Genomic DNA, 23,326 nt, shown 5'->3' on the forward strand with positions numbered 1-23,326 from the left:
AGTCTCACTTCAAGCATCTTGTGTATAACAGTATGAAATATTTACTTTATGTGTATTTTACTTTATGTGTATTTTAGGTTAGACTTTATTTGAAAAATAATCTATTTCTTGGGATATTAAACCTATTCTTTGAAAGATTTCTGTGAAGCGATGTACATAGGTATGTTCATTCAAAGTTCGCTCATATCCAGCCTTGGCAATAGCAAGACGCTGTTCTTCATTTTCTAAGTAATACTTTATCTGATCAATTAGAACCTCATTAGTGTCAAAGCACTCTACTTCCTGACCTATTCGGTAATATTCATTCAAATTTTCTGCCTTACCAGTCAATAAGAATCCACCGCATCCAGGAACCTCAAAATTCCTTCCTTTGATTTGTTCATAATTCTGTTGGCTGTCAGATTTAGGCTGTTCTGATACAGAATCAACAGAGAAAAAATTTTGAAATTTATCATATAACTCACTGCCTTTTAGTTTTAGCTGATCTCCATATGGAATAAAATCAAGGCAACGAGAAATAAATCTCTTAGTAAGATTGTTTTTTCGTCCGACCATAAAGGAGTTTTGCAGATTTAAGTTGATGCGGCTTTGGTTGAATACCTCAATCATCTCTGTTTGTGATAAGCGCCCTGTCTTCCAGCCGTTTCCCCATACATGAACTTTTATCCCTGATTGCGCCAGTGTCTCAATTACCTGCCTTCTATTGCTATGAGGCTGGCCTATAAAAGTTACATCATATTTGAGTGGCAAATCTAACTTGCGATATAAAAAATGATTACAGCCCCACTGGCTTTTAATCACATTGCGGTATCCTATTTGTTCATATTTTGGCAAAGCACTTTGGGCTGTAGTGACTACCCAATTAAAGCAAGGTGCCCAAAAACAAGAGAAATTTTCAAACCGCCAGTGATCATCAGCGAACCAGTTAAGAGTAATAGTGTCAGTATTCTCGGAAATTTCTCTAACTACTTTTGGATCGAGTTCATTAGTGAATAAAAACGTAAACATCAAGTCAGGTTTTTCTGTCTTGACCACTTCCATTAAGCGATTATTCATGCCTGAATGTCCATGCTTATGCAACAGTGTCATGAAGTCGAAGTACAGAATTTCGTGACCAATTCTAATCAGGGAGTCGTAAAAAGTGCAGTGTTCAAAGCTATAACCTTGTTCTGGTTTACCATAGTTATACTTCATACCAACATAAAGGATTTTGAGCCTATTTTGGCTAATAGTTTGATTAGTAGAAGCTATAGATACATCGGGAATCATTTAATTTTTATCCATGAATAGATGAAACTTTCTTTTCCAAGGCTCGATAAGTGTCTTCTTAGTGTGTAAATCAGTTTCAAAACCTTTGTGTAGATATTAGCTCCAAATAATTGCAATGCCATCACAGCCAAACTCAGGCGAATGTACTCCCAACAATAACGTAGTTGAGGATAGTGTATGAGAGCTTGCTGCCGAAAATTAAGTGCCTGCTTATAATCTCGATCTCTGTTTTGCAGGCATTTCCATGCAAGACGAAGGTTAGCATATCCATAGCTTCGGTTCTTCAAATACAGTAGCTCTGGTGGTGCAGTATGAAATGCTTTTTCTATAACTATACGATAAGCTTTTTCAAGAGATTGCCAGTTTTTGGAAGTATTACTAATGTGTTGACGATAGAATATTAAAGGTTCTTTAATGACTGCAAAAGGATAATGAGCAGCAATGCGAATCCACATTTCCCAATCTTCGACATCAACAGGGTATTCATTCTGGCGAGGTGAAAATCCCTCTACAGTTTGAAAACACAAACGACGAACCATAACTGAAGAACAAGCTACTGTATTTTTCTCAACTAGTTGTTTCCATGCACTACCTTCTGTATCTGAAGCCATTATTCTGCCTGTAGGTTTTCCCTGCTCATCAATTACAGCCATCCAACTATGTACTAAACCAATTGTTGGATTATTATCCAAAAAACTAACTTGTTTTTCTAATTTAGTTGCGTCCCAGAGGTCATCAGCATCTACAAATGCTATGTATTCTCCTTGAGCCTGACTAATACCTGTGTTACGTGCTACAGATACACCTTGATTTTGCTGCGAAATGAGTTTTACTCGTTTATCAGTTAGATTCAATACCCATTCTTGAATATTGTCTGAACTACCATCATTAATGATTAATATTTCAAAATTAGTGAAGGTTTGCTGAAATACGCTAGACACAGTTTCTGGTAAATACTGCATCGCATTGTAGGCTGGAATTATAACAGAAACTTTTAGCATGGATTAGTCTTCATCTATTAAATTACCACTGATTATGCTCAAAAATATTCTTCAGTAAAGATGGGTCTTTGGAACTCTTGAGAATACCGTAATCTCTGGTAGCAAATCTTAATTGCAATATCAAACGATCCTTAAGCAATGGGCGAGTCGCTTTATGAAAACAATAAGGATCTTCAATAAAACCATAACCTGCCTCTCCACAAATAGTTAAAACATCTTCATGGTTGTAAAAGCTAAGAACTTCCCGATCTGTCCGTTGAGTTAGAGAAACAATTTGCGTAATCTTTTTTTTATATGGCTACCACGGATGCAAATGTGGGGGCCACTCTGTAAATCTACATCAGTTAAGTAGAATAAAAATCTAAGGCAACTATAGTCATCCGGGTCATAATGAAAGAAACTGGCTGTTTTACTAACATCATAATTTTTTTTGTTAAGAGGAAATGTCCACCAAAGCCTGGCATCTGTGAAAATCGGCTCTGTTTTCATATATTTGGCCGCAATCATTTTGATGCCTGGATCATTACTAAGTCTCTTAATTGGTGGACAAAAAATATCTATGTTGAAGTATGTCGCGGTAGAGAAAGGGGCTTTGTTTTTTTTCTCTGCTTGTTTTTTTTGGGAATAAAGGAAGCCGCATTTGCTATCTAAATTACCATAACAATCTGTAGACATAGCAAACATAATTATTTCTTGAGAAATGATTTTTGGTAGTTTTATACCTAAATAGCAACCATATTTATTTAAATAATTGACAACTCGATCTACGTCAATTTCTTGAAAAAGAGATTTATGTAAATCATAGCGATTTAATTTAGGGGTCCTAGATAATAATTTTATTAAATTTCTCAAAAATACAAATCGACACAATATAGATATCACAGCCCATTGAGGATTTGTGATCGTATGACTATAGTATGCCTGTAACCTTGATATCACTTCTTGAAGTTTTTTTTCAGACTGTAAAAAATTAGTGGTCTGATAACCAGATTCTTGTACTTTAGATGCGTTTTCCCTGGTCTGATAACTTGTTTTCATTTCGGGTTTCATTTCGGTTTTCATTTTGCCAGCCTTCAAACCTCAAAAAGCAGGTAATCAATGAGATTATAGATTAATTGAAAGCGGTAGTAGGCAGTTCAAAATTATTTTCTAAATCACGTGTAGATAAGTCAGTCGAATTGCTGTTTATTAGACGAATAATCTTTGCTGGATTTCCTGCAACTACAGCACCTTGAAGAATATCTTTTACAACTACAGAACCCGCTCCAATAACAACATTATCACCAAGTTTTATTGGCCCAATAATTACAACATTTGAGCCGATATCTACATTGTTACCTATTTGCGGTGATGCACTGATAGAATCATCTGGTAGTTTTTTATTACCAATAGTTGTCGAATGTCTCAAAGTACAATTTGCACCAATTACAGTTTCATGATTAACAACCAAAGCATGACCGTGTTGAAGCTTAAGGCTTGAGCCGATTTTTGTATCCCAAGGTAACTCAATACCTAATATATACTCTACTATAAACTGATAAAAAAAACGATAAATTCTTGATACTTTTTTTCCAAAAATTGGTAAACTTATCACTATTCGATTTAATCGAAACATCAATAAAACCAAACGAGACTTGAAGCTTGTATCCTGATTAATTTGCCAATCTTGAAGTAAGTAATCAATTATCTTATTCATTTTTTTATCCAAAAGAATATCAGCAAAAATTATCTTTAAAAGACTAGACCAGTTAAATTAAAGAGAATGATATTCTATTTATTCAAATGTCATATCCTCTCTAATTTGCTGTTCATTCCAATTCCAGCCAGCAACTGCTAGCAAAGTCCACCAGTAGAAGAATAAGGTAGTATGGCTCCAAATATTTTCGGTAATCATTCCCACAGGTATGGATGTCAGCATAGCTAACAAAATAAAACACAAATTGCGTTGTTTACTCCCATATTGTGTCTGCTGAATTAATAGCAAAAGATGTGTGAACTGAGCAGCAAACAACGCCAAAAAAGATACTAAACCAATGATTCCTCCTTCTACTAAAGCTCGGATGTAATCATTGTGGGGAAGCAGGCTATTACCCGCCACTGGTATACTCAGCCCTAAACCATAACCAAAAATTGGGCTATGTTTCCAAGCATTAAGTAGTAAATGCCATTGAGAAAGCCGCCAATTAAAGCTATTAGAGTCTCCCTGTGACAATAGAATTGCCCGTGATATATCGATGTCTGGATTAAGTAGTGGTGTTTGAGCAATGGAGGCTAGACGTTGTTGTCCAAACTCTGTACTAGCAAATAGGGCAATAATTAACCCCAAAAACAACACTCCACTAATTAGCTTGGCGAGATTTAATCTAGGAGTAATTAAAACTAGAACAAAAACTGCAATCATCATTAAGCTAAACAGGGTCTTGGTACTGACAAGGAAAAAAGAAAGTAAGCCTAACAACATCAGCCAAAACCAGCGTTTTTGTGTCCAGTTCAGCTTCCATAATGCAAGACTGATAAACAGTAACAAAAAAGTTGCAAAGGTATTTGCTGTAACGAAAGTACCTACGATGCGATCGCTTGCTTGAAATATCTGCAATAACCCGATTGCGCTCGGTAAGATGAGAGATAAAAATAGGCTAGAAATCACTTTTTGGGGAGGAAGTCGATCTTTGAGCTGCATTACTAGTAAGTAGACTATTACCCAAGTAAATAGACGTACCCACTCACGGATACTAGCTGGTAAATATGCAGCATCTAGCCCTAAAGCTCCTAGAGGTAGGAGAATAAGCCATAAGCCTTGTAGCAAAACCCAGCCAGCTAAAAACCACCAAAATCCATCAGTGCGGACAGTACGACCAGTTAATAACGACATTACTACATACAGCAAAGTCAGAGCATCTAGCCCAATAGCAAAGGCGGCCGGTATCTGTTGATCTGAGAAGATATCGAGTGAGCTACGCAATATTAATAACCCCAATACTGCTTGTTCAAAATTGGTAAAAAAGTACCAAACAATAACTACTGCAACTATGGCTAAACCCAATAAGATGGGGCTAGCTCCTGCCAAGAATCCTGCAACTATACCAACCCCCACCCCTGCTAACCCAAGTAAGATTCCCAAAGCCAGAGAGCGGCTTGATCTGTGCTTAGTTAACATCTTCAGACCCCAAACGATCGCTAGAAGTGTTAGACATTCCTTGAGTGGTTAAACGCCTTGTTGATTGATAGGCATGAACGGAATTGCGGTAATACTTTTCTGGCTCAGTAGCCATGTCATTCACCACACCTCCCAGTATGGGTATGCCGTTTTTTGTTAATTCTGATACTGTCTTTTGCAGAACATCCTTGCGGGTCAAGTTCGGACGAGTTACCAATATAATTCCGTGACTTTGCTGCGTCAATATGGCAGCATCAATGCTTGCACTTAGAGGAGGAGTATCTATAATTACTAAATCAAAATGTACTGCTGCTTCTGCCATCAGAGATTTCATGGCTGTAGATTCTAGTAACTGAGAAGGATGGTGGTGTAGTTCTCCACAAGTTAAGACTGAAAGATTTTCAATTGCTGTTGGGCGAATTACGTCCATGAGAGATTGACTGTTTTCCAGTACCTCACTCATTCCCGGTGTTGGAGCTAAATTAAACAATCGATGTTGTACAGGTCTATGCAAGTCAGCATCAATAATCAATGTCCGGCGCGATAACATGGCAGAGACAGTAGCTAGGTGGGAAACTACAATTGACTTGCCTTCGCCAGAGAGGGAGCTACTGACAACAATCAGCCGCCCATTCTCAAGACTGCGAAATTCTAGGGTCTTGAGGAGCATTCGATACGGCTCAACCAAACCCATATCACTTAAAAAGCTGTCTGCTGAATCTAGCTTCAGGGTTTTAGCAGTTAGACGTGGTAATATTCCTAGCAGTGGCAACTTGAGTAATTCCTCCGCATCCGACGCACCCCTCAAGGTGTTATCCAACACTTCCAATAACAGCACAATCCCAACGGCTAAAATCATACCGAAGAAACCAGCAATTACTAGCACGACTGACGGCTTAGGTGATGCGGGTGCATCGGGTATTGTCGCCTTGGCAATAACGCGGATATTGCTGACTATTTGAGCCTCTGCAATCCTTGCTTCTTCAAATTTGCTTTGTAGGAATTTGAGAGAATCTGCCGCTTCTTCTCGTTGGCGAACCAGGGTGCTGAGGGCTTTTTGTTTAATTGGTAGTTGTACAAGACTAGTTTGGAGTTTAGTACGCTGGGTTTGGACAGTCTTGAGCTTCTTTTCCACAGCCGATCGCTCGATTCTCTGAGTAATGAGTTGAGATATCAAGGTTTGGGAAAGCTGATCATTGGCGACTGTTTCTGGAGCGATCGCCCTGTTGTTGGGTGACACCAGAGCTAATTTTTGTACATATAACGGACGTAGGGCATCCCGTCGTTGTATCAGGTTGAGCAAAGAGGGATGATCTTCTGTAAAACGCACACGAGTTTCAACTATCTGTGCTTCCAATTCCACCAATTTAGCCCGTAAATTTTTCAGTTCTTCATCATCACCACCACGTACTGCTGAATAGGCATTTTTGAGATTGCCAGCGTTAGTGATTTGCTCCAAGTCACCGATGCGAGACTGGATTTCTTGCAGTTCACCGACAAGAGTCCGCTCTTGACTTTCCACTGTCGCTATACTGTCTACTAGAGTTCTAGTTTGTTCTTCAATAGAGACAATCCCACTTTTTTTTCTGTAGATGCTTTCTGCCGCTTCAGCCATTTCCAGACGCGATCGCTGTTTGGGAACTTCTACTTCTAAAAATTTCCTCACAGAACGAGCTTCGGAACTAATTGCATCCGCGCTTTCCTTGACCATTGTTTCTGATACAGCATTCAGAACTTTGGCAGCCAAAACAGCATCTGGCGATCGGTAGGTCAGTTCTAGTATGTTTGTCGCTGGAATAATTTTGACTTTCAACTTCTGGCTAAGTTCGGCGGTTGTGATTTTTTCTGGAGGGGAAATTTGTGCGATCGCTTTTTGCAAAACCTGTTGCGACTTAATTAATTCTGCTTGAGTAGCCAGTGGGTTAGAACCTCCTGGTGTAGTTGAAGATACTTGGCTGAGGTCGCGTCCCAATTGGGAAACGCTCACCTGTTTTTCATCCAGGATTAGCCTCCCTGATGTTTCATACAAGCGTGGACTAACAGCCAAGTAGACCACTGATCCACCAATAACTGAAGCAAATGTAGCTATGGTGGGTAGACTACGCCGCTTCAAAACCTCTATTAAAGATGAAATTTCTGTTCCCATTAGCTAGCTTTTTTCACCTCAAGTAGTTTGTAGGAAATCACAGACTGATGCCTTCTGGAATTAACACCGATTTTTCATGTGCATATATCTAAATTTATTTTTCTGAGACTGTGGCGTGTTCGGAAATTACTGTTTTCTGCACAACAACTGCAATAGGAGTTTGTCGGATTGAGACAACTTCAGGTATTTTCATGGAATGAGATTCGGGCGTTTTGATATTTGCAGAGGAGTTCAACAGTGTTTTATATAATTTCAAATTCTCAGCCGTAATCTGTTCCCAGCTATAGTTGAGTTCTACATACTTTTGGGCATTACCAGCCATGATTGCTAATTCCTGGGGATGATTCACAGCCCAGTCTAAGCAACTAATACAAGAGTCTAGGTTTCCTGCTGAGAAAAGTACGCCACGCTGTTCACTTAATAACTGCTGATGGGGTGGGATATCACTTGCCATTACCGAGATACCTTCCCGCATCGCCTCCAACATCGCTAAAGGTAGTCCCTCCACATCAGAAGGTAGGACAAATAACCCTGCTCCCCTGACTATTTCTGCGAGGCGTTCGCCTCGCAGTTCGCCTGCTAATAGGACTTCTTGATTCTCGGCAATGATATCTAATAGCTTGGAGACATAGGATTTAGTGTCGCTGATACCACCAGCCAGAACAAGTTTCCATCCTGGTGGTTTGAGTTTACAGAAAGCCTCAATGAGTAAGTCGGGACGCTTTTCTGGTACAAGTCTGCCTAAAAATAGAATATAGCGTCCTTCTATTAATCCTAGAGACGTGCCATAGGCAAAATTAGGGTCTGACTCTGCATAGTTGGCGGGAGCGTTAGGGATATAGACTGTCTGTCTATCATAGGTTTGCAAAAAATAGGATTGCAAATCTTTTGAGACTACTATTAGTCCGTGGGCAAAGCGCACCGCGGCCTGTTCTCCTGCAAGAATCAGACGACTAGAAAAATTACCCCACTTAGCCCTTTGCCAGTCTAACCCCTGGCAGGTAACAACAATTTTTGCCTTCTTGGCGGTCAGTCTCGATAACCAGGTAAATAAAGATGGCCCAAGGGCATGAAAATGAATGATATCATACTGCTTTCCAGAAGCAGCGATCGCTCCTAAAGCAGAGGTAATAAAAGCATCTATGCCTCTAAAATCGAAACTCGGCAAGGAAATAACTTGGACACCCTGAAAGTCATAATTCTCAAACCAACGACAGTCAGTGTAGGAAGATCGGGCGAATAAATCAACACTATGACCCTGCTTTACTATTCGGGGATATACTTCTGCACAATAATGTTCAATACCTCCCTGTTTGGGTGGTAAACCTTTGACACCAATTACGGCTATCTTCATAAATTTGTTCCCAAAACAATTAGTTCGACTACGAACTCACAGATGAGGAGGTTCGCAATTCCCAACGATTGAGCATTTCTCCGTAGATATCACCTATTACAGATGGGGCAGCATAGGGACGTGCTGTTCGTACACAAGAAACACTTGGATAATTTTCTGGATGTAGTAGTACCTGGCGTATACCATCTGCAATAGATTCTGGAGTACGTTGAGAACAAACTACTCCACTACCATCTGTCAACAATTTTGGGGTTTCACCAGTTCGAGTTGTGACGACCGGAGTCCCACTAGCAAGTGCTTCCAGAACTACCAAAGGTAAACCTTCGTATACACTACTGAGGACAAAGACATTGCAGATACGATGCAACTTGGATAGTTCCGTTTGGTTAATCGCTCCTAGCATTGTCACTCTTTTAGTTAAACTGAGGCGATTAATTTCAGCACGAATGTTCATTGCTAACTCTCCATCTCCAGCTATGAGTAGATGAGTCTGGGATTCATTTAAAGCTGCAAATCCACGTACTAACAAAAGTGGATCTTTCTCTGGATGCAATCGACCAGCAAACAGAATAAAACGTGTTTCTGGAACTAAACCCAATCTTAAAGCCAGTTCGCGCCTTTTTATTTGCCGTTCTTGATGACTCAACGGATAGAAAATTTCGTCGTCAAATGAATTTTTGATGTAGGCAATGCGATCGCCCAAACTAGGGTAACGTTGACGATAGAATTCAGCCGAATCACTATTACACGATAAAATTTGGCTAAACTGACGAACTAACAACCTTTCCAAGGCAAAATATGCCGCCGGAAATCTACGCCACAGAATCGCTTTTTTATCCCCCGCAGTTTGCATTTGTGCATGAATGTCGCTGTGAATAAACAGGGTTTTCTCTCCCTGCCAATTCAATGCAGCTAAAGTTGGTTCTAATCTATGAAAGTGCATGAAGTCTGAAGCAAAGCTACGCCCTAAAAGTGAATTTGTATACTTAACTGTGGTTGGTATCAGACTCCGAAAATTATCATTTTCTAAAGTAAATAGAGGCATAAAACAAATTTCTCTACCAGAAAATTCTGCTTTTTGCCACTTCAGAATTGGCTGACACTTATCATGTCCTGTTCCTACAAGGCGCAAATCAAATTCGCTAGGTGCATACTTGATAAACAAGCTAACTAGCGTCTGAATGCCCCCAATACTAGTATGCCAAGGATTGAACTGGTAAAAAATTGTCAAAATAGGTTTATGCATCTAGTCAATCCTAAATAATTAAAAGTTTCTATACTTTTATTTCTCCCTACAACCAATCTTTTGATCAACGAAATTATATTAGTGGAATAAATTCTTAGTTTACTCAATTCTTAAGCATTAACTATATGTTTTATTTCACAGTTAAGCTTGAATATAGTTAGGCTATTTACTGCCAAATTGGTTATAAAATGGCAATACAATTAAGTTCACACACAATAATATACCCTAGGCTTAGAACAAGAAGAAAATTGATTTTTTCTTGATTTGCATTAATTTTTTAATGCAACTATACAGCATATTGCAGATTTATTAGTTGCAGTAATGAGAGATTTTAAACTATTTGTTTAAATGCTTAGAATTAAGCAAATCGAGTGTAGTTGCAATGAAAATATCTAATGGGAGAAATACTTGTTTACTGTATTGCACCTGCATAAAAAAACTAACAAACCAGAGCTTTTATCAAATCTATCTTAAGGTAGATTATTAATCTTTGTCTAAAGAATATGTATGATATGATTAATTGTGTTAAAAGACACTGATAACAGCTATTAACAAGATAAAACCTCTATCAGGAGATAGATTGATATGGCTACTCACAATCATAAAATTCACTCAGTTAATTGTTTATTATTATGCAATTGACTTAAATCAGTTACAAAAAAGGGTTGGAGACTTAGACCCGCCACCAAAGCCTCCACCTTCTTTATGTGGTGTTTTGTCAAGGATTTAACTGATAAATATTTACTGTTCACTGTTCACTGTTAAATTCGATTTGTAGGCGGAATTTGTAGTAGTAGATTATCTTTTAGTAGGACAATTAAAGTCAATAAAAAATAAAATTACGTCACTACGAGTATTAGTTTTTAGAGGGTGTTTAAAAAGAGTCTTTCTATGTCATGTTGAACCCAGCAAAGCGTTCGCGCAGCGTCTCGTAGAGAGTAGACCTCTTGCAAAAGTCAAAAAATGAGATATGTCATTCTGAAAGAAATGTAGAATATTTGAGATGTTGAGCGAAGCGAAACATGACAGTTTAAGCATTTATGCAAGCAGTCTAGTATTTTGGATTGACTGTACCCACTTTCAAGAAACACATTCGGTGGAGTGGGAAATAGGGATGAGTTCTCAGCCAAAAGCTTGAGCCTTTTTCTTGAGGTTATATCGATAAAGGGGGAGGATGCGAGCAGCCCTCGCATTCTCCCCCTTTTGCCACCGACGATTATCATTCTTTTTGGGACTATTTTGAGTATTTCAACTAGTTGACAAAATGCACTTTATCGTATTTACGAATGCTAATAACCTGTCACCTCTAGCCTATCCACCGCTAACAGGTGGAATTAACACCACTTCATCACCATTTTTTAAGACTGTATCGGGTTCGACAAAAATCAAATTAATCCCAAAGCGGGTAACATCACGCCATTGGCTGAGTTTGGGGTGTTCGGTAATCAGACGATCGCACACTGCGCTAACAGGTGTACCATAGGGAAAATCTAACACTAGCTCTGGTACTCCATATATTTCTTGATAGACAGCAAATAATTTGACTGTGATGGTGATAACTGAATTGCACATATAATTTTATCGTCCGAGTTTTACGGTACGAGCCTTTTTAAGGACGCAGACTAGATTGACACGGTTTCTCAAGTTTGGGCGATTATTTGAGATTTACTGTTTACTATCACTAACAAAAATGCTAACTCTTGATTTTAACGGTCGTTACATACACTTTATTTAAAATTTATTTAATTTTTGAGCAAAATGCAACCAGAATTCAACTTTTTTCAGCATTGGTATCCAGTATCACCCGTTGAAGATATAGATCCTCAACGACCTACTCCCATAACACTGTTAGGGTTGCGTTTAGTTATCTGGAAGCCTAAATCTTCGGAAACTTACCGAGTATTTTTGGATCAATGTCCGCATCGTCTTGCGCCTTTAAGTGAAGGACGAGTTGACGACAAGACAGGGAATTTGATGTGTAGTTATCACGGTTGGCAATTTGATGCGCAAGGGGTTTGCACTCACATTCCCCAAGCTGAGAATCCAGAAATTGTCACGAAGAATCAAGATAGTTTTTGTGTGACGACTTTACCAGTTCGTCAAGCAAATGATTTACTCTGGGTCTGGCCAGATGCTAAGTCAGCAGAGTTAGCGGATCAAACACCTTTACCTTTGTCACCGCAGATAGATGCTAGTAAAGGTTTTGTTTGGAGTTCTTTTGTCCGTGATTTGGCATATGATTGGCAAACTTTAGTAGAAAATGTTGCCGATCCCAGTCATGTGCCTTTTTCTCATCATGGGGTGCAGGGTAGACGAGAACAAGCAAAACCCATTCCTATCGACATTGTGCAATCTACAGCAGATTTGATTGAAGTCAATGTGAGTAGAAACTTGAAAAGTACAATTATCTTCGAGCCACCTTGTCGTTTAGAGTATGCTATCAGTTTTGGTGATGCGGGAAAACAAGTAGGATTGATTACTTACTGTATTCCTGTATCTCCCGGTAAATCTCGAATTGTCGCTCAATTTAGCCGTAATTTTGCCAAAGAACTCCATCGGTTTACACCCCGTTGGTGGGATCATATCAACAACCGTAATCCTGTTTTAGATGGAGATATGGTTCTATTACTTCAACAAGAACAGATTCTCCAACAAAGACAAGCAACCGAAAGCTGGAAAACAGCCTACCAAATGCCTACTAGTGCAGACCGTTTAGTCATTGAGTTTCGTAGATGGTTTGATAGATATTGTCAGGGAAAGTTACCTTGGCAAGAAGTTGGACTGAATATTGCAGAATCTTCAACCATCAATCCCGATCGCACTGTGGTGTTAGATCGTTACAAACAACATACCCAGCATTGTAGTAGTTGCCGTAATGCCTTAAAGAATATAGAGCGATCGCAAATCATCCTCCTGGCATATTTTGCCATTACCGTGGCTGCGGCTGCCATCCTTCCAGACAGCCTCAGACTGAAGTTAGGTTTACCTTTAGTAATTAGCGGAGTTTTAGGTCTTGCTGCTTATGCTTGGCTAAAATTCTGGCTAACTCCGAAATTTTACTTTGTAGATTATGTTCACTCGGAAAGATAGGGACAGGTGACAGGGGACAGGTGACAGGGGACTGGGGACTGGGGACTGGGGACTGGGGAATTTTAGATTCAAACTAATCCAAAATCTAAAATCCAAAATCCACTCATTGAATTGCCCAATGCCCATTGACTTTTTCTAAAAAATCTGCTCCAACTTTTGGAAGTCGCGCTGTATTTCTTCCCATAAGGTTTTATTATGGGGGTCAGTTTTTAAGGCTTTTTTGAGATAAACTCTGGCTTTTAGTAGTTGGTTTTCACTAATGAGAGCGCGTCCCCAAATCTGATAGGCGATCGCTTGCCATTGGCGTACTTCTGCATCTTTGGGTAAACGTGCGGCTAAGGCTTCGGCTAGGGCGATCGCTTGGGGAAATCGCCTCTCTCTCAAAAATCTTTGCAGTTGTTCGTATGTCTTCCACTTTAGCCGTTGTTCAATTTCTACAATGTTCGGCGGTTGGGTGGTTGGTGGTTTCTCAGTTGTTGCGGTAGCTGTAGTTGCTTTTTGTGGTTGGGTGGTTTTTGTTTCTTCGCGTTTAGATGTAGAAGTAGGCGACGGCTTTGTCCGTGGGTTTGTCTCCTCTGGTGGGACGATAGACAATAAAAATCTGTATGCCTCAGTCAAGGCAATGAATTTATCCTGAGCTTTTTTATCACCGGGGTTGATATCCGGGTGATATTGGTGCGCCAGTCGTCGGTAAGAGGTTTTAATGTCGGTAAAAGAAGCTCCCGACCTTAAACCCAATAAACGGTAGCAATCTCCAAGATCCATTTTGATCTATTAGTGGTGAATATTCAGTTATCAGCTATGAGCTGCCAACCGAAAGTTTTAATAATATTGAATAATCTTATATTTTATAGTTCATATTTAACGAATTTTGTAAAGGATTGGGAATGGGGCATTGGGCATTGGGGTAAAATCTCCTCTACCCCAATGCTTCTTACTAGTCCCCAGCTTTGCAATGAGTGGATTTTAGATTATTTAATCCAAAATCTAAAATCTAAAATCTAAAATTCCCAGTCCCTGATTCTACACGCGGTCTTCAATCACACGGTCAATTAAGCCGTATTCTTTCGCTTCTTGGGCGGACATGAAAAAGTCCCGATCCATGTCTTTTTCAATCTTGGCTAGGGTTTGACCAGTATTGTTGGCATAAATTTGATTCAACTGGTGACGAATGCGGATAATTTCTCTAGCTTCGATTTCGATGTCAGTAGCTTGTCCACGCGTCCCGCCAGAAGGTTGGTGAATCATAATTCGGGAATGGGGCAATGCTAGGCGTTTGCCTTTAGTCCCAGCTGCCAACAAGAAAGAACCCATTGAAGCCGCTAAACCCACACAAATCGTTACGACATCTGACTTGATGTGCTGCATGGTGTCATAAATTGCCAAGCCGGATGTCACCATACCACCGGGGGAATTGATGTATAAGAAAATATCCTTACCTGGGTCTTCTGAATCCAAGTACAGCATGACAGCGATGATTTGGTTAGCAATTTCATCATCCACATCACGTCCTAGGAAAATAATCCGTTCCCGGTACAGGCGATCGTAGATGCTAATCCAATCTGTAAATTGACCGCCGGGCATCCGATAAGGAACTTTAGGAACTCCTATAGGCATATTTGACTCCGTTAATAGTTAATTTGGGCAGGGTTAGTATTGAGTGCTAGGGAGTGCTGAGTGCTGTTAGCGGTAGCGGGGCGTTTAGCCCGTGCTGAGTGCTGAGTGCTGAGTGGTAAAGTTTTTAAATTAATTTTTACTCACTAGTCGTTACTCATGACTCATGACTCATTACTCACTAAAGAACACTAGCTGGTAGTGGGGGATGGGCGAGTTCTTCTTTTTCAAAGACTCGATCGATTAAGCCGTATTCTTTGGCTTGGTATGGAGTCAGGTAGAAGAGACGATCCATGTCTTTGGTAATTTTTTCTGTTGTTTGTCCTGTAGTCAGAGACAGAATATCAACCATTGAGGCTTTGTTAACTAGAACTTCTTTAGCCCGAATTTGAATATCTGTGGCTTGACCTTGGGCATAGCTCTTGGGCTGGTGCAGAATAATATTGGCGTTGGGTAAACTAGCTCGGCAACCTTTTGTCCCAGCACCAAGTAACATTGCTGCCATACCCATTGCAGAACCAATGCAAATGGTGTGGATGGGGGGCTTGATGTATTTCATAGTGTCATAGATGGCGAAGGCTTCGGTTTCAAAGCCGATGGGTTCACCGCTATAACCGGAAGTGCCGGTAGAGTTGATATAAATTTTAATCGGCTTTTCGGGGTCGTCGGACTGTAAATACAATAGTTGAGCAATTATTAATTCTGTGACAGCAGGAACTAGTGGCATCCCCAAATAGACAATTCGCTCCTTCAATAGTAGGGATGGTAAATCTGGCGGCGGTGTCCGGTAGGAACTATCGCCGTAGTAAGGGGCTTGAACAGCCTTGATGGGGGAAATGTCCATAGCAACTGATCGCCTGATATAGTGCCGTTAACTGTAATACATCCTAGCGCGATGCTAGCTATCTTCAAGTGCGGTTTTCTCGCTAATTAGCAAGATAGCTGGGCATCTGCCAATGGGTGGCTTCTAAGATATTCTGAATATATTATCTGACAATATATTAATGGATTACTTTAATTAAGTTTTCCGTAGCACTAGTGTAATGATTTGAAGTTATTCAAGAATATGTAAGGGACAAGTTCCCCTTACCCATGTTTGTTAAATATCCTGGAAATTTTGGGTTGTCAGTAACCCAGCCCTAAAGGGACTGAGCTTGTAAGAGAAATCAAGCAAGCTGTACTGACCCGTCTAAGTCTTAACTGACTACGTTTTTTGAGTCACGACACCCTGGGATACGCAGCCAGTCCCTTGCTCTGTCGCTTGTGATAAACAGTTCTAAGGTCACTGGAACAGTGTTGCAAGCCTAACAAGCTCTTAAAACATTGACTAGGCTAACTTTACTCCCGCAAGGGAAGGCTCTATTGAGCAAAACATTATGCGCACAGGGTGAAAAGTTTGATCGGTAATTGTCCCGTTGAAAGTGCATTACAAAAGCACACCAAGCAGAGTAACCCCAAGGCGATAATGTTTCTAATATTCAAGGCGGTTAAAACCGCACGAGTCGTTTTCCTCTCAGGTCTAAAGACCCGCTCGTTTCCCACTTACCGATTTTTTTTATGAAAGTTAATTTGCAGCCTACCCTCAATGATGCCAATCTGGACGCTAACCAAATTAGTAGTCAGCGTCAGTTGGCGATTTCCATTTCAGCCGGTGCAGAACCTCAAGATCGCACTGTCCCATTGAATTTATGCTTAATTCTTGACCATAGTGGTTCGATGAATGGGCGACCGCTAGAAATTGTCAAACAAGCGGCGAATCGTTTGGTGGATAGATTGAATGTGGGCGATCGCCTAAGTGTGGTAGCCTTCGATCACCGTGCTAAGGTCTTAATCCCTAATCAAGCGATCGCAGACCCAGAACAAATCAAAAAACAAATCAACCGTCTCTCGGCGGATGGCGGTACAGCCATAGATGAAGGTTTACGCTTGGGAATTGAGGAGTTAGCCAAGGGGAAGAAAGACACTATTTCCCAGGCGTTTTTGTTAACCGATGGGGAAAATGAACACGGTGATAATAATCGCTGTTTAAAATTCGCTCAGTTGGCGGCTGGTTATAACTTGACTTTAAATACTCTGGGCTTCGGCGACAACTGGAATCAAGATATTTTAGAAAAAATCGCTGATGCGGGTTTAGGTGCTTTATCTTATATTCAAAAACCAGATCAAGCGGTGGATGAGTTTGGCCGTTTGTTCACTCGGATTCAAACTGTAGGCTTGACTAATGCTTATCTTTTATTCTCCCTGATGCCCAATGTCAGGTTAGCAGAACTCAAACCCATTGCCCAAGTTGCCCCAGACACAATTGAGTTACCCTTACAACAAGAAAGTGATGGCCGTTTTGCTGTCCGCTTGGGAGATTTGATGAAGGATGTAGAAAGGGTGATTTTGGCGAATATTTATTTGGGACAGTTACCAGAAGGTAAACAACCCATAGCTAATGTCCAAGTCAGGTACGATAACCCGTTCCAAAATCAAGCCGGCATATTCACGCCGAATCTCCCCGTTTACGCCAATGTGGTTAGGGTATACCAACCAGAAACCAATCCCCAGGTGCAGCAGTCGATTTTGGCTTTAGCTAAATATCGCCAAACCCAATTAGCAGAAGCCAAATTACAGCAAGGCGATCGCTCTGGTGCGGCTACTATGTTACAAACTGCGGCGAAAACTGCTCTGCAAATGGGTGATACAGGCGCGGCGACAGTTTTACAAACCTCAGCAACTCAACTCCAAGCTGGGCAAGATTTATCGGAAAGCGATCGCAAGAAAACTAGGATTGTCTCAAAAACTGTGTTGCAAGATACCCCTCAAAAATGAAAGTCCAATTGCTCTCAGCCTTAAGTGATCACAATATTGATGCGACTCAACTCAATAGCCAGCGTCAATTGGCAATTTCCGTTTCTGCCATCGCCGAGCAGTTTGAGCATAATTTACCCCTAAATTTATGCTTAATTCTGGATCAAAGTGGTTCTATGCACGGTCAGCCTCTGAAAACCGTGATTCAGGCTGTAGAGCGATTATTAGATAGATTAGAACCTAGCGATCGCATTTCTGTTGTCGCTTTTGCGGGTTCTGCTACGGTCATCATCCCTAATCAACTAGTTCTCGACCCCGAAAATATCAAATCTCAAATTAGTAAGAAATTAACTGCTAGCGGTGGGACATCAATTTCTGAGGGTTTGCAACTGGGAATTACAGAATTGATGAAGGGGACAAAAGGTGCTGTTTCCCAAGCGTTTCTCCTGACCGATGGTCATGGTGAAAGCAGCCTGAAAATTTGGAAGTGGGAATTTGGCTCTGATGACGGTAAGCTGTGTCTAGAACTCGCTAAAAAAGCCGCAAAAATCAACCTGACTATCAACACTCTGGGATTTGGTAATAACTGGAATCAAGATTTACTCGAAAAAATTGCTGATGCTGGTGGCGGGACTCTCTCCCATATTGAGCGACCAGAACAAGCCGTCCATCAATTTAATCGCCTATTTACGCGGGTGCAGTCGGTGGGGTTAACTAATGCTTACCTGCTGCTGTCTCTGACACCAAATGTCAGGTTAGCAGAACTCAAACCCATTGCCCAAATTTCCCCGGATATTATTGAGTTACCCGTAGAAACAAATGATGGTAGTTTTGCGGTGCGTTTGGGAGATTTAATGAAGGATGTCGAACGGGTGGTTTTGGCTAATTTGTACTTAGGAAAGTTACCCCCAGGAGAACAGGTAATTGGCAACCTACAGATCCGCTACGATGACCCATCTTTGGAGCAAGAAGGGATACTCTCGCCTATTTGGCCAGTGTATGCCAACCTTTTACAGGTATATCAACCAGATTTTAATTCCCAAGTGCATCAGTCGATTTTAGCTTTAGCTAAATATCGCCAAACTCAGTTAGCTGAGACTAAATTACAACAAGGCGATCGCTCTGGTGCGGCGACAATGTTACAAACTGCTGCTAAAACTGCTTTACAAATCGGTGATCAGAATGCAGCCACCGTTTTACAAACCTCCGCTACCCGCCTACAATCTGGGCAAGAACTCTCAGATGCAGACCTCAAGAAAACTCGCATTGCCTCCAAGACAATTTTACAGAGTTCTTGACCCATGAAAACTACGGGCATTGATCACATAGCTATTATTTTAGATGTCGGGTTAGAATTTTTCTAATTTGATTCTAATGGACATCATGAACCCAATCTCAGGTTTTTAAGAAAAGCAGAAAAATCAATTAAACACGCTCAATGTCAGATTATTTTTGATCTTTCACAAACCAGCCTCGCTTAATGCTTGAATGAAAGCATCAACTAAATTAAGATTTTCTGCCCATTGTGTAAGATAGCCATAATCCAGACCTTGGGCTTGTAGTTTGAGTATACCCAACACATCACGCCACTGTTTTTCTGATTTACTACTCTGACTCCATAGCAATTTTTGTAGCATAGTATCCTCTGGGGAAGATACCCAAAATGGAGATATGCCATCTAAATCAAGCAACATCCTGCGTGCCATTTGTGATAAAGAAAATGGTGAATTATCTTTAATATATAGGTCAGCATTAGCAATAGTTTCAGTATGGGTAATATTAAGCATTCGCTCTCTACCTTGCTGCAAATTTGTCACTGCACCTGCTGGACAGTAGTAACCCGCACCTTCAAGTGTCGCAACTAATAAATCAATTTGGTCAGGTTGTACTTCTATTACTAAATCTAAATCACGAGTAGAACGAGGTTCACCATGAATAGAACTAGCAACACCTCCACTTACATAGTAAGGAATATTCATTGACTGAAAAATTTGATGAAATTCTCCTGCAAGTGTAATTGAATCTTGAATCCACATACTTTCATCAATACTTTTTGGCTGGAAGTCAGGGGAAAATTTCTCTGCTAAAGTAGCACGGGCAAATATCTGACAGATTTCTGCTAAAGATAAACTGCGATGCCGAAATTTAATTCCCGCTAGGCATAATTTTTTTACTCCACGGTCATGAGCTATAAATATTCTTATTCGCTCAGTAGGTGAAAGTTGTCTAAGCCTAGTAAACAAATAAATATCAGCATCGATATTTGTATCAGCCGCTTGTGGTTTGTAATTTTTGTTTACAGATATTTTTAATAATCTAGTTTCATTAATCCCATTCACGTTGCTTCTTTCCACATTCAATAACCAAAATTAATCACTAAGTAAGTTGACGCGAATAAATTGTACTTGTTTAAATTTAAACGTAATTAAATTAATCTTAATACAAGATACCTTGGAGAAAGCTTCAGCCAAATTACTCATGGACAAGTCCATTAATCAGCAACAAAAAAACCCCAGCCTTGCAACTGGGGGGATTGAGAGAAGTCCGAATGACGATGAGAAACTTAAACCGAAGTTAAAAATTTTAGCTAACGCCCAAAGCTACCAAAACTAAAGTAGTAACAAGTAATGCAGCATATACAGCTTGCAGTGCGTAGCTGCGTTTCTGCTCTTGATTGGGGTAAGTAGCGTAGTACATTTTAGGTTCGGTTGCGTAGTTATTCAGGATGCCGTTTTCGTTAATGGTGGTATACATAGTTTTTTTTGTTGTTGTTTTATTAACTTATGTAAATAAATTTAACAGAATTGTTACAAAATGTCAACCCAGCTTGACAATAAAAGGGTAATGAGGTTAGTAAACATTACTTATCAGGGAGAGGCATCAACAAATGATGGGAAATGATACTGCGAGACTGTCCTTGAAAACTGAACTATGGCAGCGAATAGCAGCCTTAGATGTACAGCAAGCTTTGTTTCCCTCATCAGAACCCAAGATTGATGAAATAGTGCAGAAGTTAGAGAATATCAATCCCATTGCCAACCCCCTGAGTGTGAATCACCTAGCTGATTTAACTGGTAACTGGCAGTTGGTGTATGCTTCTCGCGGAACTGTGATTACTCGCCCCTTGGCATCAATTGCAGATATTTGGGGAGGAATCAAAATCATAGGAGTTTGGCAAAGGTTAGTGACAGGCGATACCGGGAAAATTTCTGCTACTAATGGTGCTGAGTTTGAATTACCCCTGTTAGGAAACTGGCAGCTGTCGGCTGATGGAGTTTGGAGTTGGGGTGATGATGAGCAGGTAGCAAAGGTGAGCTTTTATGCCTTCGCTGTGCAAGCTATCAAACCTTTGGGGATATCTGGCTGGAGTTTGCCGCCATTGAAAATCCCGGTATTAGAATTTTTGCGAAAAGAGGCTGTATGGATAACCTCATATTTAGATGAAGACATCAGGGTGGGGAGAGGTGCAACGGGTAATCTGTTTGTCTTTCGTCGTGAGTAAGTTCTCACTCTAGTACCATGAAGTAATCATCAATCAATTTTAATCAATCACTTATGTCTTCCACTCCTCTTACATTAAATCTAGTTGAAGGTTCTATTGGTTTAAGTTTTTCTCCCCAAGCCGCGAGGGAATTAAAAGCCGCGATTGATCAATTGATGGGAAGCCTGAAAGCTGTTGCAGCTAAATCCAACCCTGGTACTAAAGCCACTCCTCAACCATCTTTGGAATATCGTTACACAGGCGACGTATTTTTAGAAATTTTCTGTAATCCTAATATCTGGCCTACGCCATTTGCCGCTAAGGTATTGCTCACTGTGCGGGATGTCAATATTCGTCTGACTACGGAAGCTGAACTGGTGCGGGTGATTGAAGATATTAACCAGTATTTAGAGCAAGTTGATTGACACTCCCCTGCCTGCCTAACCATCGCCACCCAAGACAACCTGAATCATCGCTGAGAAATTAGATACCCGACTTTTTGAAAAAGTCGGGTATCTAGGGGATTTGGAGCAAGCTTTTAATGAAGTTGTTTTTGTAGATATAAGTGCTGTTATTGCACGGGATGCTGCAAACATTCGGATGCGTTACTCTTCAGCTACCCGATGCTTTGCAGATTGCAACTGCTATTTCAAGCGGCTGTGATGCTTTTTTGACTAATGATGCAGCTTTGCAACGAGTCCTAGAGTTGAGAATTTTGGTATTCATACCAATTCTTGATGAAGCTGCGCTAAATAACCCATATTTAGACTTTGGTAGGGTGCGTCAGTATGAATAATTTATGGGTATAATTAGGTTCTCTCTCACTGACGCACCTGACATTGTGAAAGGCGATCGCACTAAGTAAATTAAAAGATGAAAAAAGGTTGATGTCAACTCAATACGTCTAAATCTTGCAAAATTTTTTGAATACTTGCTTTAAATTCAGGTAAATCACGCTCGATAATTCCCCAAACATCATCATAATCAACCCGTACATAATCGTGAATTAAAACATCTCTAAATCCTGCTATACGCTTCCATTGCACATCAGGATATTTTTGTCTTAAATCTTGTGATATTCTTTTAGTCGCTTCACCAATAATTTCAAAATTTCTTACTACTGCATCTTGAATCATTCTCTGTTGAATGAAAGCGTCTCTACCTTCATGTGTATATTCTTCTATTCTATTAATACACTCTGCAATATCTAATCAATAACGTGTTTCATTTCTCATAGTGGTACAGCTTCATTTAAAACTTTATCTTTAATTAATTCATGTAAATTACTAGGTTTAGCAACATCAATTTTACGGTTTAATAATTCTTCCAAATCTTGAATTAAACCGATCCTGTCTAATAAATTACGCCCTGGTTCTAGGTCAACTAAAAAATCTATATCACTATCTGGTCTAGCTTCTCCTCTAGCTACAGAACCAAATACTCGTAAATTATACGCCCCATATTTAGCAGCAATTCTTAATATTTCTTCTTTAAAAGGTAATAATAATTCTTCTATTCCCATAATCAAATTATCCTATTATTTACTTTCACTAATTCTAACTTATTGGGTATGTTGTAATCGCACACAACACAAGAAACACAGACAGTCCTGGCAAATTGCGATCGCATCCCCAACCCATATTTACACTTTGGTAGGGTGCGTCAGCATGAATAATTTCCGGGTATAGTTAACCCGGATTTCTCACCAATTCTTGCAACCTCAGTCCAGAGTCCGTAGGGGCGGGTTGAGCGAAATCTTCGTGAATGATTCGAGTATATCTGTAAACCCGCCCCTACTGTTTGTGAGAAATTTGGGTTAGGTTCTCTTGCACTGACGCACCCTACATTTTCTGCCAAAAAATTCGAGTCGCCATGAGGCGACAAACAAGAATAAAAGAACAAGTGCAAAGTGTAAAAGGACTAAAGTGTAAAGGGCTACTGGAGAATCCTCCCGGCGGCACACACAACACGAAAACCATTATTGTAGACGTGGAGGTCGCGGTAATCATAGTAGCGACACGCAGAACGGCAGCTACTAGGATAGGTGTACCAAGAACCGCCCCGCAGTAAGGCTATTCCTTGCTTTTGATAAAGATGATTATGATCATCAAACCAAGGACTGCCATCTATTGGCGCACCTTCATAGTTGTCGTGCCAATCATCAAGACACCATTC

Annotated in this window: 23 protein-coding genes and 1 pseudogene; 7 read left to right on the forward strand and 17 right to left on the reverse strand. The window is 40.2% G+C overall.

The genetic code is table 11. The features are described 5' to 3' along the window. Positions 1–78: 78 nt before the first annotated feature. The 9 genes from VB693_RS16595 to VB693_RS16635 all read right to left on the reverse strand — a co-directional run bounded on the left by VB693_RS16595 (position 79) and on the right by VB693_RS16635 (position 11,745). On the reverse strand, positions 79–1,269 hold the full coding sequence (locus VB693_RS16595) for a CgeB family protein (protein WP_323267220.1): 1,191 nt from the start codon (positions 1,267–1,269) through the stop codon (positions 79–81). Further along, positions 1,266–2,270 (reverse strand): glycosyltransferase family 2 protein, encoded by a 1,005-nt coding sequence (locus tag VB693_RS16600; protein ID WP_323267221.1) that lies wholly within the window; start codon positions 2,268–2,270, stop codon positions 1,266–1,268. The genes VB693_RS16595 and VB693_RS16600 overlap by 4 nt, the downstream gene beginning before the upstream one ends. Before the next feature lie 261 nt (positions 2,271–2,531). Beyond that, positions 2,532–3,332 carry a hypothetical protein gene (locus VB693_RS16605; protein WP_323267222.1) on the reverse strand — a complete coding sequence of 267 codons (801 nt, stop codon included), beginning with the start codon at positions 3,330–3,332 and terminating at the stop codon, positions 2,532–2,534. A 49-nt stretch (positions 3,333–3,381) separates the two neighbouring features. Further along, positions 3,382–3,966 (reverse strand): serine acetyltransferase, encoded by a 585-nt coding sequence (locus VB693_RS16610; RefSeq protein ID WP_323267223.1) that lies wholly within the window; start codon positions 3,964–3,966, stop codon positions 3,382–3,384. Between the two features lie 78 nt (positions 3,967–4,044). Next, positions 4,045–5,427, reverse strand: a complete 1,383-nt coding sequence (locus tag VB693_RS16615; RefSeq protein ID WP_323267224.1) for an O-antigen ligase family protein — start codon at positions 5,425–5,427, stop codon at positions 4,045–4,047. After that, positions 5,417–7,573, reverse strand: a complete 2,157-nt coding sequence (locus VB693_RS16620) for a polysaccharide biosynthesis tyrosine autokinase (RefSeq protein WP_323267225.1) — start codon at positions 7,571–7,573, stop codon at positions 5,417–5,419. Before VB693_RS16620 ends, VB693_RS16615 begins: the two co-directional genes overlap by 11 nt. Positions 7,574–7,667: 94 nt before the next feature. After that, complete coding sequence (locus tag VB693_RS16625; RefSeq protein ID WP_323267226.1) at positions 7,668–8,927, reverse strand: glycosyltransferase family 4 protein; 1,260 nt, start codon at positions 8,925–8,927, stop codon at positions 7,668–7,670. Positions 8,928–8,955: 28 nt separating this feature from the next. Continuing rightward, positions 8,956–10,173, reverse strand: a complete 1,218-nt coding sequence (locus VB693_RS16630) for a glycosyltransferase (RefSeq protein WP_323267227.1) — start codon at positions 10,171–10,173, stop codon at positions 8,956–8,958. Positions 10,174–11,484: 1,311 nt separating this feature from the next. Continuing rightward, entirely contained in the window at positions 11,485–11,745 is a 261-nt protein-coding gene (locus VB693_RS16635) for a MoaD/ThiS family protein (protein WP_323267228.1), read from the reverse strand. Positions 11,746–11,931: 186 nt separating this feature from the next. Between VB693_RS16635 and VB693_RS16640 the strand changes: the two genes are divergently transcribed. Further along, complete coding sequence (locus tag VB693_RS16640; protein ID WP_323267229.1) at positions 11,932–13,263, forward strand: Rieske 2Fe-2S domain-containing protein; 1,332 nt, start codon at positions 11,932–11,934, stop codon at positions 13,261–13,263. Between the two features lie 135 nt (positions 13,264–13,398). Here the strand turns inward: VB693_RS16640 and VB693_RS16645 are convergent, their stop codons facing one another. The 3 genes from VB693_RS16645 to VB693_RS16655 all read right to left on the reverse strand — a co-directional run bounded on the left by VB693_RS16645 (position 13,399) and on the right by VB693_RS16655 (position 15,721). Then, the gene (locus tag VB693_RS16645) at positions 13,399–14,028 is read right to left on the reverse strand and encodes a J domain-containing protein (protein ID WP_323267230.1); all 630 of its coding nucleotides are present in this window, start codon (positions 14,026–14,028) and stop codon (positions 13,399–13,401) included. A gap of 258 nt (positions 14,029–14,286) precedes the next feature. Next, the gene (locus VB693_RS16650; RefSeq protein WP_190704255.1) at positions 14,287–14,880 is read right to left on the reverse strand and encodes an ATP-dependent Clp protease proteolytic subunit; all 594 of its coding nucleotides are present in this window, start codon (positions 14,878–14,880) and stop codon (positions 14,287–14,289) included. A gap of 178 nt (positions 14,881–15,058) precedes the next feature. Continuing rightward, entirely contained in the window at positions 15,059–15,721 is a 663-nt protein-coding gene (locus tag VB693_RS16655; protein ID WP_190704257.1) for an ATP-dependent Clp protease proteolytic subunit, read from the reverse strand. A gap of 713 nt (positions 15,722–16,434) precedes the next feature. Between VB693_RS16655 and VB693_RS16660 the strand changes: the two genes are divergently transcribed. From VB693_RS16660 to VB693_RS29055, 3 genes and pseudogenes are all read left to right on the forward strand, one after another. Continuing rightward, entirely contained in the window at positions 16,435–17,691 is a 1,257-nt protein-coding gene (locus VB693_RS16660) for a VWA domain-containing protein (RefSeq protein WP_323267231.1), read from the forward strand. Then, complete coding sequence (locus VB693_RS16665) at positions 17,688–18,968, forward strand: VWA domain-containing protein (protein WP_323267232.1); 1,281 nt, start codon at positions 17,688–17,690, stop codon at positions 18,966–18,968. Before VB693_RS16660 ends, VB693_RS16665 begins: the two co-directional genes overlap by 4 nt. 39 nt (positions 18,969–19,007) lie before the next feature. Then, positions 19,008–19,118, forward strand: a pseudogene (locus VB693_RS29055) (RNA-guided endonuclease TnpB family protein); the annotation flags it as partial. Positions 19,119–19,130: 12 nt separating this feature from the next. Here the strand turns inward: VB693_RS29055 and VB693_RS16670 are convergent. Together VB693_RS16670 and psb34 are read right to left on the reverse strand one after the other, a co-directional pair. Further along, positions 19,131–20,000, reverse strand: a complete 870-nt coding sequence (locus VB693_RS16670; protein WP_323267238.1) for a hypothetical protein — start codon at positions 19,998–20,000, stop codon at positions 19,131–19,133. A 253-nt stretch (positions 20,001–20,253) separates the two neighbouring features. Beyond that, positions 20,254–20,424, reverse strand: coding sequence for a photosystem II assembly protein Psb34 (gene psb34 / locus VB693_RS16675; protein ID WP_190704265.1), 171 nt, complete (start codon positions 20,422–20,424; stop codon positions 20,254–20,256). 133 nt (positions 20,425–20,557) lie between these two features. Here psb34 and VB693_RS16680 point away from each other — a divergent pair, with 133 nt between their 5' ends. From VB693_RS16680 to VB693_RS16690, 3 genes are all read left to right on the forward strand, one after another. Continuing rightward, positions 20,558–21,172 carry a PAP/fibrillin family protein gene (locus VB693_RS16680; protein WP_323267233.1) on the forward strand — a complete coding sequence of 205 codons (615 nt, stop codon included), beginning with the start codon at positions 20,558–20,560 and terminating at the stop codon, positions 21,170–21,172. A gap of 53 nt (positions 21,173–21,225) precedes the next feature. Then, positions 21,226–21,576, forward strand: a complete 351-nt coding sequence (locus tag VB693_RS16685; protein WP_323267234.1) for a hypothetical protein — start codon at positions 21,226–21,228, stop codon at positions 21,574–21,576. A 140-nt stretch (positions 21,577–21,716) separates the two neighbouring features. Beyond that, a complete protein-coding gene (locus VB693_RS16690) occupies positions 21,717–21,947 on the forward strand; it encodes a hypothetical protein (RefSeq protein WP_323267235.1) in 231 nt (76 codons plus the stop codon). Between the two features lie 94 nt (positions 21,948–22,041). Here VB693_RS16690 and VB693_RS16695 read toward each other — a convergent pair whose 3' ends face one another. From VB693_RS16695 to VB693_RS16705, 3 genes are all read right to left on the reverse strand, one after another. Further along, entirely contained in the window at positions 22,042–22,356 is a 315-nt protein-coding gene (locus tag VB693_RS16695; protein WP_323267239.1) for a DUF86 domain-containing protein, read from the reverse strand. A 26-nt stretch (positions 22,357–22,382) separates the two neighbouring features. Beyond that, entirely contained in the window at positions 22,383–22,673 is a 291-nt protein-coding gene (locus VB693_RS16700; RefSeq protein ID WP_323267236.1) for a nucleotidyltransferase family protein, read from the reverse strand. Positions 22,674–23,086: 413 nt separating this feature from the next. Next, positions 23,087–23,326 (reverse strand): formylglycine-generating enzyme family protein (locus tag VB693_RS16705; protein ID WP_323267237.1); only part of this gene is annotated, 240 nt, incomplete at its 5' end.

It is taken from the genome of Anabaena sp. UHCC 0399 (assembly GCF_034931465.1).
GTDB lineage: Bacteria > Cyanobacteriota > Cyanobacteriia > Cyanobacteriales > Nostocaceae > Trichormus > Trichormus minutissimus.